The sequence below is a fragment of the Parendozoicomonas sp. Alg238-R29 genome (assembly GCF_947331445.1).
Taxonomy (GTDB): Bacteria; Pseudomonadota; Gammaproteobacteria; order Pseudomonadales; family Endozoicomonadaceae; genus Sansalvadorimonas.
In genome coordinates this window covers 1-13,434 of the sequence record NZ_CAMZOG010000103.1, presented here as the reverse complement: position 1 = coordinate 13,434, position 13,434 = coordinate 1, and the positions used below count along the sequence as shown (strand labels likewise).

8 protein-coding genes and 1 pseudogene are annotated in these 13,434 nt (G+C 46.7%); 3 read left to right on the top strand and 6 right to left on the bottom strand.

The window, feature by feature from the left end; all coding sequences use genetic code 11:
• The first annotated feature begins 246 nt into the window (after nucleotides 1–246).
• Nucleotides 247–1,965, top strand: coding sequence for a wax ester/triacylglycerol synthase family O-acyltransferase (locus QMA35_RS19055; RefSeq protein WP_281648736.1), 1,719 nt, complete (start codon nucleotides 247–249; stop codon nucleotides 1,963–1,965).
• A gap of 76 nt (nucleotides 1,966–2,041) precedes the next feature.
• Here QMA35_RS19055 and QMA35_RS19050 read toward each other — a convergent pair whose 3' ends face one another.
• Entirely contained in the window at nucleotides 2,042–2,530 is a 489-nt protein-coding gene (locus QMA35_RS19050; protein WP_281648735.1) for a DUF2505 domain-containing protein, read from the bottom strand.
• A gap of 247 nt (nucleotides 2,531–2,777) precedes the next feature.
• Here QMA35_RS19050 and QMA35_RS19045 point away from each other — a divergent pair, with 247 nt between their 5' ends.
• Nucleotides 2,778–3,134 (top strand): phasin family protein, encoded by a 357-nt coding sequence (locus tag QMA35_RS19045; protein WP_281648734.1) that lies wholly within the window; start codon nucleotides 2,778–2,780, stop codon nucleotides 3,132–3,134.
• A 239-nt stretch (nucleotides 3,135–3,373) separates the two neighbouring features.
• Here QMA35_RS19045 and QMA35_RS19040 read toward each other — a convergent pair whose 3' ends face one another.
• Together QMA35_RS19040 and QMA35_RS19035 are read right to left on the bottom strand one after the other, a co-directional pair.
• Nucleotides 3,374–4,834 carry a wax ester/triacylglycerol synthase family O-acyltransferase gene (locus tag QMA35_RS19040; RefSeq protein WP_281648733.1) on the bottom strand — a complete coding sequence of 487 codons (1,461 nt, stop codon included), beginning with the start codon at nucleotides 4,832–4,834 and terminating at the stop codon, nucleotides 3,374–3,376.
• 200 nt (nucleotides 4,835–5,034) lie between these two features.
• Entirely contained in the window at nucleotides 5,035–5,802 is a 768-nt protein-coding gene (locus QMA35_RS19035; RefSeq protein WP_281648732.1) for an alpha/beta hydrolase, read from the bottom strand.
• Nucleotides 5,803–6,288: 486 nt separating this feature from the next.
• Between QMA35_RS19035 and QMA35_RS19030 the strand changes: the two genes are divergently transcribed.
• Nucleotides 6,289–10,296: a hypothetical protein gene (locus QMA35_RS19030; RefSeq protein ID WP_281648731.1), complete on the top strand. Its 4,008-nt coding sequence runs from the start codon at nucleotides 6,289–6,291 to the stop codon at nucleotides 10,294–10,296.
• 35 nt (nucleotides 10,297–10,331) lie between these two features.
• On the opposite strand, the gene QMA35_RS19025 is transcribed toward QMA35_RS19030, so the two are convergent.
• The 3 genes and pseudogenes from QMA35_RS19025 to thiH all read right to left on the bottom strand — a co-directional run.
• On the bottom strand, nucleotides 10,332–11,738 hold the full coding sequence (locus QMA35_RS19025) for an ATP-binding protein (RefSeq protein ID WP_281648730.1): 1,407 nt from the start codon (nucleotides 11,736–11,738) through the stop codon (nucleotides 10,332–10,334).
• Nucleotides 11,735–12,460, bottom strand: a complete 726-nt coding sequence (locus tag QMA35_RS19020) for a response regulator (RefSeq protein ID WP_281648729.1) — start codon at nucleotides 12,458–12,460, stop codon at nucleotides 11,735–11,737. The genes QMA35_RS19025 and QMA35_RS19020 overlap by 4 nt, the downstream gene beginning before the upstream one ends.
• Nucleotides 12,461–12,958: 498 nt before the next feature.
• Nucleotides 12,959–13,434 (bottom strand): annotated as a pseudogene (gene thiH / locus QMA35_RS19015) (2-iminoacetate synthase ThiH); the annotation flags it as partial.

Genomic DNA, 13,434 nt, shown 5'->3' with positions numbered 1-13,434 from the left:
CAGTCTTGAATTTATTTTTTTCGTCTGAATTATCAACTTATTACCAAATGCCCCAATATCTTGCAGTTATGACCGGAAACTGTGCAGTTAAGCACATTGACCCAATTCCTATGGATGCTGGAGAATAAACCTATAAAGGTGAAGTGTGTCTGAGTCATGGCGCAACTTTTGCCTACCTAATAGTAAGCGGCAGTGTTATTCAATGTTGCGCTCCCGCAGAATAAAATAGTTACGGGGTGAGGGAATATGGAACAGCTATCGCCGCTGGATACTGCGTTTCTGAATTTGGAAACCGGTAATACACCTATGCATGTTGGCTCACTGGGTATTTATGACCAGTCAACTGTAGATGGGGATGTGCTTGGTTTTAAAGAGATTATCAAGTTTTTTGAAAGTCGCCTCCATAAGGTTCCTTCCCTGCGTTATCGTATGGTTGAAGTGCCAATGGGGCTGGATTATCCCTACTGGATAGCAGATCCTGAGTTTGATATTGAATTCCATCTCCGCCATATCGCGCTTCCCCAGCCAGGAGACTGGCGACAGCTTTGTATTCAAGTTGCCCGTATACACTCCCGCCCTTTGGATATGGGGCGCCCTCCTTGGGAAATCTATGTTATTGAAGGGTTGGACAATATTGAAGGAATGCCCAAAGGGTGTTTCGGGGTGGTCACCAAGGTGCACCATTCGCTTGTTGATGGTGTTTTTGGTGCGCAGTTGTTAACAGCTCTCCATGACCTTGGTCCTAAAGCTTCACCAGTTAAGGTTGATAAACCCTGGATTGTTGACCGGATACCAACAGGTGTCGAGCTTGTGAGCCGGGCCGCATTCAATGGTGTTCGTAACTTTGCCAAAAAAGGTAAAGCGCTGACTCAGCACGTATTACCTGGCAGCCTTGATATGGCTAAAAACCTGATAAAGGGAACTCAGGATAAAGACAGCGGCAATATGCTGTTTAAGGCACCAAAAACCCGGTTCAATAACCAGGTTAGCGCCCATAGAGTTTTTGAAGCTGTTGATTTTGAGTTGAAGGATATTAAGGCGCTGAAGGATGCTAAAGAAGGCATCAGTCTTAATGATGTTATGGTGGCTCTTGTTTCCGGAGCGCTGCGTCGTTACCTGAAAACCAAGGGTGAGTTGCCTGAAGATTCACTGACGGCTATGTTGCCAATATCTGTGCGCCCGAACGATAAAAGTAATGTTCAGGGTAACCAAATATCCTTTATGTTTCCCAAGGTGTATACCGATATTGCAGACCCTATAGAAAGGCTGGATGCGATTAAGGCAGCCACCACGAAAGGCAAGAACGCTAACGATAAAAAAGGCGGTAATCTGATGTTGGATGCAGCACAGCTGTTGCCAACAACCGTGACTAACTTGGCGTTAAGGGCAGCGCTTAAGTACAACCTGACCAGTTATTTGAAGCCGCTGTTTAATACAGTAATCACGAATGTTCCCGGGCCACAGTTACCGCTGTATTTTGCGGGGGCCAAGATGGTGAACTTTTATGGCACGGGTATCAGTTACGATTCGATGGGCCTGTTCCATATCTTGTTTAGCTATAACGGAAAAATTTCAGTGAGTGTGACTTGCTGTCGTAGCATGATGCCTGATCCTGCATTCTACGCTGACTGCCTGCGTTATTCTCTCCGGGAATTGCAGAAAGCTCTGTTGCCGAAAGAAGAGAAAAAGGCGCCTGCCGTGAAGCCCGCTGCGAAAGCAGCAGCGAAACCTGCCGCGAAGAAAGCAACGCGTCGTACGACACGCAAGCTAACGGCAGATGTTGCAGATAAGGCTGTTTTAGAACAAAAGTTTTCTGAAGAGAAGGCTGTGGATAAAAAAACAGTGGATAAGGCTGCAGTGAAACCTGCAACCAAATCTGCGGCCAAAAAAGTTGCACGGAAAACAACGGCTAAAAAACCAGCGGCTAAAAAAGTGTTGGAAAAGGCCGTTACTGAACCAGCCTGATGTATTAAATGTAGAAGTGTATTAAAAAAGGCTCCTTTATGGAGCCTTTTTTATTTATGGCGGAAAGTCGGTGGCGTTATGCGCTTTTAATAAACTCGTACTCACCTTCCATCTGTAGCTCAATGCTTTTACCAACAAAGTCTGCTGCCATTTTACCGATTAAAGGTAAACTGCTGGTGACTTCTATATTGACAGTGTTCACACAGCCTTCATCAGTTGGGGTGATAAGCATTTCACCCTGAACCTTTACAGGTAAGCCATCCAGGTCAACACGGATCTTGCAGTGACGACTGCCGTCATCGTTCAGAGTCCAGGTTTCTCTCTGGCGAACTTTGTTCCACTCGCCAGCGAACTTACGCAATGCCGATGGAACTTCCTGGCCAACAGGAACTTCACGGCGGGAATCAATGCTCACAGTTGAACCAGACTCGTCCATGCTCTTCAGGCGGTATTTGCGAGCACCGAGGCTGTTATGTTTTGCAACAACATTTTCTTCGATAAAGAAAAAATTGAATACGTCGTCTACATCAATAGTGTAAGGGTGGTTTGCAGTCACTTTTCTCATTATTCATCTCCGTAACAGCATGAGTTGGTCATTATTGTCATAAATAGCAGTCCTTTTCATCCTAATTTATCGGGGCTACTAATACATTGATTCAAACAGCGTGCCTGACCGTGAAATTATGCCAAGAAAATGGAAACTTTCTGCTTAAATGACAGGTGTTTAGGACACTTTGAATATGTTTACTCAAGCAGTCAGTTTTTATAATTATCCTGCAATCAAAGTGAACCGTAAGGAAGGGAGTAAGTTCATGTACGAGAAAATCTGGTTGGCTGGTCTTGGTGCTTATGCCCGGTACGAAAAGTTTGGTACTGAAGGACGTAAGCTGTTTGATGAGCTGGTAGAAGATGGTGAAGATGTTCGCGATCGTGCCACTGATAAAGTTGATGACCTGAAGCAGAAAGCGCAGGATAAAATCAATGAGACTATCGCTCGCTTAAAAGAAGTTCTTCGGATTAAAGAAAGTGAAGAAGAGGGTACTGATGATGTTCAGGAGCTCTCCAAGCAGATCGAAGAACTCAGTAAAGCTGTTAAAGCATTGACAGCTGCTGAAAAGAAGCCTGCAACTCGCGCGGCTGCCAAGCCTGCTGCTAAAAAAGCTTCTTGATCCCTATTTAGGAAGCAGCCCACTTATTTAGGAAGCAGCCCACTTATTTAGGAAACAGCCCACTTCGGCGGGCTGTTTTTTTATGTCTGTTTTCAAGAGAGCAGACAAGCGCTCACGGATTCTTCCTGAATCCGTTCGACAGTGTCAAAAAATACTGCCGGTAGAGAATTTTACCCCGTCCTGAGAATGATGCTCTTGAATAGATATCCAAGAGCAAGGTCATCAAGATTCTTTTCAATTTATGCAGGCTCAGGTTCTTGAGGTACTGCTTTAACTTGTTTTCTGGACGAAGAACTGGATGGCAGAAGAGCCCGGAACGACTTGTTCAGGCACTGAGTGTAAAACTCAGGATCTGGCATCATGTTACGGCAACAGTTGACGGTAATGTTCAGACTGTCGTTATAACTGAAGGCATTGTGCGCCAGGCCCAAATTGTCATATATCGAGTCAATACCGTAGCAGGCATGAAGCTGAGCTCCGGAATGATAGAGAGGAATGTGGGGGCCAGACACGCTGCTGATAAAGGTGTTGAAAAATGGGCCGGTATGGCGAGCATTTTGATAGCTTACAGCAGCTTTGAGGAACATATCTGCCAGGGTGTTGGGAAACAGGCGGGATGCATCATCGGCAAACTTCCAGTCAAGCCACATAGTGTCTTCCCGGCAGCGTTTCAGGTGGCTGATCAGCCGCTCTGTTCTTTTCGTGTCGTCAGCCACTTCCGTGAACAATCTGGGAAATATATAGGAAAACTGGTGAACACGTTTGTCTGAACCTGCCTGAGGATGTTCCGGAACCGGGAACATAGCGGTCATGGATTTCTGTGGTAATTCGCCTTTTGCGGAAAGGTAGCGGTGAAGTGCACCAGCCACAGTGGCGATTAACACATCATTAAAACGGGCGTCAGGGAATCTCTCCCGCACCCGGTTGATGTCTGCAAATGAGAAGCGTGTGCCCGCGAAAATTCTATGGGGAGATAATCGTGTATTAAAGCGCGTGTGAGGCGCATGGCCAACCGCACAGGACTGTGTATCGCAGACAGATTGATAGAGTTTCTTTACTGCAGGAAGTGTGTACTTCCTTGCCAGGTTGGCATAGGAACTGACAATCTTTACCCGGTTTATTGCTGCGCGGCTGAGCAACTCCAGATCACTGGGAACACGATCAACCGTTGAAGGATGGTCCGGTGTTGAGGCTATGCTCTCTGGAGAGAGGTCGTGCAGCGCGGCAAGTAGTTGGCCGCCAATTTCGCGACTGAAAATAGAGCGATGGAGTTTTCCTAAAATCGCAAAGCAGCCAGAAGGCAAACCTTTAATATTGTCCAGCCCCTCGATAACGGTCATTTCCCAAAGTGGGCGACTCAGATCAAGAGGGCGGGCATTGAGGCGAGAAATCAGAATACAGAGCTGTCGCCAGTCTCCTGGTTTCGGTAAGGCAATATGGCGGATATGAAACTCGATATCAAAGTCCGGATCATCAATCCAGTAAGGATAATCCAGCTTCATTGGGGTTTTGACCACTCGCTTTCGCAGAGTGGGCACTTTGTGTAAGCGGGATTCAAACGTCTGGATAATGTTTTTAAAGCGAACCTGACCGCCATCGGCTGTGGATTGTTTATAAATACAAAGCAACCCCACATGCATAGGGGTTGTGCCGGACTCCATATGGAGAAAGAGGTTGTCCTGGGGTGAAACCTGATGCATTGATAAATCCTACTGCCATAGGTCAGCCAGTAGCTGCTTGGCTTTATTCTATAGAGTCAGGCATTGATCCTGCAGAGCATTTGGGCGGAAAAACCGGTCATAAAAGGTTGAGACGCGTACAACCTGAAAAGCCTGGGAGAGCAGCTAGCCAGGAGAGTGACTCTCTAGGAAAGCAAAAGCCTCTAGGAAAGCAAAAGCCTCTAGGAAAGCAAAAGCCTCTGGCTGCTTTCATCCAGCCTGTGCCACTCACCATCTGGTTGTGCCAGTCGGTCAGCAATCACATACAGAACACGAGGGTTAAAAATAATCCCTACATGGCTGGCTTTGATTTTCACGTTTTGTGATAGATCGGATTCTTCCACCTGAGCAATCTGCCAGGCAACAATGCCGTCTTCCTTGGTGTAAATCGAAGTGAAAGGCACGCCGTGTACTGGCTGACGTATCTGTTTCACCTTCTCTTCCAGTTCTTCTCTGATTACGTCGCGGCCAAAGGTATTGAGATACAAATCCCAAAGGCTGGTATGTTCCAAGGACCCGCCAACAGGGCTGGCCATAGTGATAACTTGTCGAATCATTTCTGGGTGGCGACGAGCTGCTTCCCGCGCTAATACGCCACCAAGGCTCCAGCCAAGCAGGCTGATTCTGTGCCCAGAGGTTACATAAAGTTCTTTAACTCGTTCCAGTAAAAGGGTTTCAATATCCCGACTGGTGGTCGGGCCAAGGTTCAAGCCAAGACGCCAGGGTTGCGCGTTATAACCCAGTTTTCTCAGGCGATTACGGATAAAGGATGTCGCAGGGTCGCTGGTCAGGAACCCAGGCAGAACCATGACTGTATGGCCGTCACCTTTTGGAGCCCGTTTCAGCAGGGAGCGCTCACTGACAAAGCTGGCTATGTCTTTGACTGCTCTGAGGGCATCAAAAGCTGTGTCTAGCTTAGTCGGTGGTTTTATAACATCCTGCTTATGCATAACACTCTCTGTAATTCTTATCTGTTGTTATGGCACTTCTGACTTCTTGTTACAGAATGATCAAAAGATCAGCGCTGTATAGCGTTATCTCATTTGATTATATAACAGCCACATTGGTTTGTTTTGCCTTCTGACCGTTTTCTATGGTCAGTTCCGGCCAATTGCCAAAAGGAGTTTGTTCAGGTAATGACAACTGTCGTGTAACCGCTGTTCAAAAAGTGAACAATTTGTCTTGTTCCCATACCCCCCCACGGGAAGGAGCAGATGATTTTGAGTAACCAACAGGTTTATCCACAGAAGTGGTGGATAAACTGATTTCGGCCAATTTACGAGGTGTAGTGGTTAACGCTGCGGGTTGAGTAAATAGCGTGATATGTGCGGACTGGACATCATTGCTCACAGCTTCTGGCAACATGGAACGGATTGTCTACTTTATAGAGCGCAAATAATTAAGAGTTATCCATGGGGACATGACACCGGGTGCAGGTGAAAAGGGCGACTTTGTTTTTAGGGGGGCTTCTTAGCATTACGCCATTATGGGGTGATGAGGAGCAGTATGGGTCTCTGTTCAGGCAGGGTTTTCAAGCCGGATCTTCACCAAAAGCTGTTTCAAGGGTCGAACCCGTTGAACTGGTTCGTGATCAGCTGGTTTACCGTTTGCCAGAAAAAAAGAGAGCTACATTTTTGGAAGCTCCCTACGGATGGACAAGCTACGGAGCAGACCTGGCCGTTAACGAAGGGCTTATGGCTGGCAGCGCTCTGGGCTTTATGGGGTTGGTGCATTTCTATCAGGCTGGCACCGAAGCTGTACTGAAGCGAGTGCTCGGAAACTATACGTCTTTGGTTGCTACCTTTGGAGTAGATTTTGCCACAACCTATAACTGGAGCGAGTTTGCCTATCGTTTTGCCATCAGCAGTGGCAGCTGGTGGCTGGGTGACAGGCTAGGGCCAAACCTGTCTGCAGTGCTTCGCTATGGTATATCCCATGGTGCGCTTGTGAGTGAAACGGCACCTGATATCTGGCAGGGATTTTTTCTGCCAAGGTTTACTGGTAGCAGAGAAATCCAGCCTCTCGACACCGAACTGTCCCACTTGGTGCGTATCTATTATCGTCTCCCTGACGCGGAATTTTCACCTGATACCGGTCAGCCATGGCTTGAGTTGGTTTTCATTTATGACGAAATTGAGATAGAGCCTCTTAATGAATTCGAAAACCAGCTTTTAGAATTACGCAAATGGACTCTTGAGCAAGGAGGGGAGGGTATACACCTCTATCCGGATGTTGGTGGCTCTCGCTTGAGGCTGTGGGCAGCTGTCGTAAAAAATGGTGTGGCTGGGCGGGTTATTCAGATTCCTGGTCGCTATGGTATGGGAGAACGGTCAACCTGGTGGACCCTGCTTATGTCTGAGCGTCACCCTGACCTGTTGAAACACCGTCAAATTAGTCCACTTCACGAAAAAATCCTGTCCCGCCTGCCACTGTTTCTTTCTGGAGGAAAAGCCAAACCCGTTATTGTTGAGGGGCGAGGGCCAGAGCTGCTTACAACACAAACGCTTTCAGCAGTCTCTGTGGGTAACTCTGGTTTTTTATTGTTTGATAGAAACGAAACTCAAGGCTACGAGTTACCAGAGATATTTCTTGAGACTTCCCGATCACTGGATAAGGTCACTGTCGAAGCCATCAGGCAGATGGATGTTTATCGCCAGCCTGGCTCCAGCCGTGGTGTGCATAAGTTACTCACAGGTGTTATTCGCTCAGTTATTTACAAAGGAATCTTTGAGTGGTCTCTGTCAAAGATTAAGGTTGAAAGTCCACCTGTGGATAAAAAGAACCCGGCCGGTAAAAGAACTATCTCTGCAAGACCTGACGAATATCACAGTGTTCTGCCAAAAGATGGGGAGAGCAGAGACGATGGTTTCTTCGAACGTGGTAAGGATGGCAATAAACTTTCAGAAAAAGCATCGGCGAAGAACAAAGATCATGATGTTTTGGTAATGCCAGAGGAAGACCCAGAAGCCGACAAAAAGAGTAGGAAGGAAAAGCCCAAAAAACCAAAAGAGCCACGGGAACCGGAACAGTGGGAAGTGGAAAACGTATATGAACTGGATAAAGAGCAGTGTAAGAAGCAAATCCAGAAAAGTGGAAATGAGGCCAGGCAGAAAGCCGCGGAAGTTGAAGCCAAAAGGAAAGAGATCAGCGACGTAAAGAGAGAAGAGGCTGAACGTAATTTCCAGAGTATGATGAAGAGAAATACATCACTGGCTAATAGTCATAAAGCAAATATTGAGGGGGCTTTGGAACAACTTGAAACAAGCATCAAAAGAAGGAATGAGTCTTTAACTGCCTTAAATGTGCAGCCTGAAACGGATGAGTTTCAGGCTGATGTAGAGCGTCAGCAAATAGAAGAGCTTGAACAGGCCGTGCAAAAAATCAGACATCTAAAGCGCAATCTGGAAGATTTTCCGGAATTACTGCATACATCAAACAGTTTATTCAAATGGCAGGAAACCGCAGAAGTGTCTAAAAAACTGTGTAGCATTGCTGATCAGGACGTTAAGCATATTGAGACTGCAGACCTTCCCAAGGACAAGCTCGAGGAAAGAAAAGATCCGGAAGATGTGTCTAATGCAATAAAGAGCCTGGGGCTGATAGAACAAAAGCTAACCTCTCAGGTGGCAGCAAGTGCTGCAGAATATAATTCAAAAATAGAGACTAATCTGAAGGGTATTGAAAGGAGAACTGGTGCCACACTAGGAATGCTAGCAGCATTGAATGAACATTCTGAGGCGGATTACTCAACAATTGAAATGACGCATCAGGGTATTCAGGAGCTGCTTGAAGCGACACAACGCGTGCAATCTCTGAAAAAGACTCTGGAAGAATTACCTGAACTGTTAGAAATGTCGAGCGGTTTAAGGGGGTGGCGAGATGCAGAGGAGATCACAAAACAGCTGTATGGTATTGCAGGTCAGGATGTTAAGCGTATTGAGGCTGCTTCCTCTTCGAAAGGGATAATTAGTGAAAGAAAAAACATGGAAGTTGTGCCTAAAGTTTTAGATCGCCTGAAGGGTATTCAGGAGAAGCTTGCTCCTAAGATAGGGTCAAAGATTGAGAACTATAAAGAGAATGTTGAAGATAATCTTAGGCGGATTAACCAAAGCATCGCAGAGAGCAGGAGTCGTTTAACTGCTTTTGATAGGGGATCTGAAGCAGACGATTTAAGAATTAGGGCAGCATCTAAGCAAATAAATAAACTGGATGAAACCGCAAAACAAATAGCTCTACTGACAAACAGGTTGGTGGAGCCTTCTGTAGGGGAAGATACGGCAAGTTTAATGAAATGGAGAGACACAAAAGGTGTATCGGAAAAAATGTGTGGCATTGCTCAAAAGGACATTGCACACATTGATAGCACAATAGTTTCGCAGGGAGAGTTCAGTGAGCGGGAAGATCAAACCGAACTCGTCACACTACAGAAAGAGCTAGAGAAACTATCGCAGAATTTGGGTTCCGGAAAGAGTAAAGGGAAAGCCTCAGGGGAGCTAGAGTTACCCAAAAAACTATTGTTTTCAGCTGCGTACCTTCCCACAACCGAAGTGAAAGAGGCTGCCGGCGCAGTGAAGTCTGTGACAGGCGATTCTTCAGAGAAACTTCAAGCGCCAGTTATCCAATACTCAAAAAGCTACACTGAAGTACTGGTGTTGGGGCGCCCTGGTATCGGCAAGTTGACGGCTATGGGGCGTGTACATAAAACAACTCTGGCAAGAACAGTCAACGATGGAAAGACGTATTCGGTCAGGTTGTACAAACCAGTGGATCTTGGTTCTCAGGGAAGCACTGTAAGATACACGATCATTTCTTTGGCTTCTGGTGATGTTATACCCAAAGGAAGTCTGTCGATTGATGCCCCTCATTTGCAAAAACGATTAAACGAGGCGGATAAAATTGTATGGGTTGGCAGCCTTGACGATCATTATGCTGCACGTCGTAACACAGCGACTACTCTGGAAGAAGAAAAATTGTTTGAAAGGGTTATTGCGCTGAATAAAGATAATAAACCGATGCACATTCTTCTAACTAAAGCGGATAAGGTTATAGGCAATATGAGGGAGGTTAATACGAAGATGAAGGCAGTTGCTGGAAATTTGGTGCCTGTTATACCGGGGCTTTACGAAGACAATATGGCTATTGCATTGCGCAGCGAGTTTAATTACGCCCGCAATTTTTACCTGAAGCGCAGCAACGGTCAGCTGTCACAACTTCATATTTCAATGATGGGAAATCCTCATTTCACAGCAAGAGATCTGTTCTACAAGAATATTATAAAGGTTGAAGGCAGTAAGCTAGAATCCTGGTCTGACCTGATACGATCGTTCCTTGCTTATCGGTTTGCTTCCCAAAGTGACGCAGCTACAGGTAGAGAAACAACTTCAGGGAGTGGAACAATTTCAAAGGGCACAATTTCAAAGGGAACAATGAGCAGTAAGAGGTAAATAACTGACCGGGTTGATCCCGGTCAGTCGGTTGTTTACAGCGGCAGAGTGACTTTTATCTGCAAGCCTCCTTCAGGCCTGTTTGATAAACTGATTTTGCCACCGTGGGCATGAATAATATTCCGGGCTATCGCCATACCTAAGCCAATACCGCCGGTTTCTCTGTTACGGGATTGTTCAAGACGGACAAAGGGCTCAAAAACCCTTTCCATGTCTTTCTCATCCATTCCCGGACCATTGTCGTTGATAACAATGATTGAGCTGGTTTTGGATGTATTCATGGAAACTTCGGCGCGATGGCCGTATTTCACTGCATTTTCTATCAAGTTACGCAGAGCGCGGCGTAGGCTGACAGGCCGACAGTTGCTTATATTCGGAGGCCCTTCGGTAAAACTAACATCCATGCCGATATCTTTCAGGTCTTCACAGATGCTGTCGGTAAGGGCGTTAATGTCCACCCGGCGAGAAGGTTCCTTAATAGCGCTTTCTCTAGCGAAAGAGAGTGTGGCTTCGGCCATTTGCTGCATTTCATCCAGTGTATCCAAAAGGTGTTCTTTCTCACTGGAGTCCGGAAGCAGTTCTATACGCAACCTTAACGTGGTTATGGGCGTGCGCAGGTCATGGGTCAGTGCTGCCAGCATATTGGTTCTGTCGGCAACAAACCGGTTAATGCGCTCATTCATCTGATTAAAGGCTCGAGTGGCCCGGCGAATATCATCAGGGCCTGTTTCGGGCAGAGGCTCAACATCTTCACCGCGTCCAAGCCGGTTTGATGCTGATGAAAGTTGTTTCAGGGGGCGTGTCATTCTTCGTACCAGAAACACAATGGCCAGCATAACCAGTGCAGAAGCGATCAGCAGAAAGATAACTGTTTGTTGCGCTGCCAGAGGTTCGGGGTTTGGCGCTTCTGCTGTAAGGTTCAGCCAGGTGCTATTGGGAAGCTGCACAGACATGACGATGAACTTGGTATCACCACGTTTGCGAATCATTCTGTCTACTTCACAGTCACCATCATTATTTAAATGATCCTCGGGGCATGAATCTCCCCAGTTTCTTGTGCGCCAGTTGCTTGTTCCCATACGGGCACGCACACGGCCATGAAACTCAGGTCCCATGTTTTTTTCAACACGCCTGATCAGCAATGTTTTGAGGGACGATGTATTTTGCTTATCCGTGAGTATTGGATGCAGGTTTATCGTGTATTTGGCGCGGGACATGCTGGCGGCCCGCACCATGGCAGGGTGATAGAAAGTGGGCGTTATGGCGAGTTCTTTTGCCAGGGTAACAGTGCGTTTTACCTGCTGCCATTGTGCGCTGTTATACATATTGGCACGGTGGGCATCAAACAGGATTACTGCTGTCAGTATCTGAGCGATAACCAGAGACAGTAAAACACCCAGAACTATCTGGGCTGCCAGGCTGGTTGGTAAAAAACGCCTCATGAAGACAGTACTTCCGCTGTCAGCATATAGCCACCGCCCCACACAGTTTTGATCAGGGTTGGATTCTTTGGATCAGTCTCGACTTTACGCCGCAGGCGACTGACCTGATTATCAATACTGCGATCAAAAGGCATAGCTTCTCGGCCTTGGGTAATATCCAGTAGTTGGTCTCGACTGAGTACCCGGCGAGGATTACTGATAAAGGCACTGAGTAAGCGGTATTCTGCGGTACTGAGAGGGATCACAAGATCTTTGTCGTCTTCCAGTTGTCGCAGGTTGTTATCCAGAATCCATCGGTCAAATTTCAGGCGGTCACTGGAATCGTTCTCTTCCGGATGGCCAGTGGGTTTGCTGGAGCGTCTTAATACGGCCTTGATGCGGGCCAGTAACTCTCTGGGGCTGAAAGGTTTACAAACATAGTCGTCTGCCCCCATTTCCAGGCCAACAACTTTGTCGCTTTCTTCTCCCATGGCAGTGAGCATGATGATTGGCGGGCCATCAATACTGCGAACATGACGACACAGGCTCAGGCCGTCTTCTCCCGGCATCATCAGATCCAGAACAATCAGATCAATGTCGTCATGTTTCTCAAGTCTCTGGCGCATGGTTACACCATCCATCGCCAGAGTGACTTTCAAACCATGGCGGGAGAGATATTGCCCGAGAAGGTCTCTGATTTCGTCGTGGTCATCAACAACTAAAATGTGCTCGGCGTTTTCCATAAGTCATGTCCAGTTCTGCTGGTTGCATTATATGGAGATGTAGCTGGCAAGGTGTAGTCATGGCTTGTAGCAAAGTTATGCAAGACCACAGAACAGCGTGACACTTTACGATAATGCTTGTGACATATTGCGACAAACTCAACGGTTGGTGTGATATTTTCACGACAAATTAGATGTTTAATAGAGCCATAGCAAAGCTGATGCAAACACTGAAACATCAGCCCTGAAAAGGGTTTTAGCCTTTCTAAAGGCAAGGTGGTGAAGAGCGCATTGAACTATAACTTGTGTGTAGTTTGTAGATAGAGGCAAGCCCGATACATTCCCCTCGGGTAATTTAAACCATGATCCGGTACAGGAGGTGAGAGACCCTGTAGAGAGGCCGGATCATGGTTATTTTTTGTCTCGAAAATACTCCTCATTTTTCATGGTCAAGGGAGCAATGTTTTTCGTTTGTGTGTAGAAGTTTATGGTTGCTTTATGTATTGCCTTCTCTTCTCGCTATATTGCAGTAAACTCTCGATCCCGCCAAACAGCCTCCAATCCTTGCTTCTTCAACATCTCTGCAATCTTCTGCGGTGACCGGTCATCGTCAATACTGAACTGTTCAAGAGCCGGGTCACTTCCAGAATCTTCTCTTTCTGCATAACCGCCAGGGCGTGTGCTTGATGCTGCACTCATGCTGGTAATGCCCAAACGTGAGACGTTATTCCGGAAGATCTCAGACTCCCTTGTAGAGAGTGAAAGCTCAACTTCCGGAAATACCAGACGCCAGGCGCATATAAGCTGAACCAGTTGTCGGTCGCTGATCGGGCTGGAGGGCTGGAAGTCTCCTTCACAAGGGCGGATACGGGGAAAAGATATTGAGTAACGAGTTTGCCAGTAAGTTTTCTGCAAATAATCCAGGTGACTGGCAACAAAGAAACTATCGGCTCGCCAGTCTTCCAATCCTAATAGCGCCCCCAGTCCGATTTTAC

Bases quoted from the DNA above. Each gene is read 5' to 3' on its own strand.
- QMA35_RS19020 (WP_281648729.1), bottom strand. From the start codon at position 12,460: ATGGAAAACGCCGAGCACATTTTAGTTGTTGATGACCACGACGAAATC.
- QMA35_RS19025 (WP_281648730.1), bottom strand. From the start codon at position 11,738: ATGAGGCGTTTTTTACCAACCAGCCTGGCAGCCCAGATAGTTCTGGGT.
- QMA35_RS19055 (WP_281648736.1), top strand. From the start codon at position 247: ATGGAACAGCTATCGCCGCTGGATACTGCGTTTCTGAATTTGGAAACC.
- QMA35_RS19040 (WP_281648733.1), bottom strand. From the start codon at position 4,834: ATGCATCAGGTTTCACCCCAGGACAACCTCTTTCTCCATATGGAGTCC.
- QMA35_RS19050 (WP_281648735.1), bottom strand. From the start codon at position 2,530: ATGAGAAAAGTGACTGCAAACCACCCTTACACTATTGATGTAGACGAC.
- QMA35_RS19035 (WP_281648732.1), bottom strand. From the start codon at position 5,802: ATGCATAAGCAGGATGTTATAAAACCACCGACTAAGCTAGACACAGCT.
- QMA35_RS19045 (WP_281648734.1), top strand. From the start codon at position 2,778: ATGTACGAGAAAATCTGGTTGGCTGGTCTTGGTGCTTATGCCCGGTAC.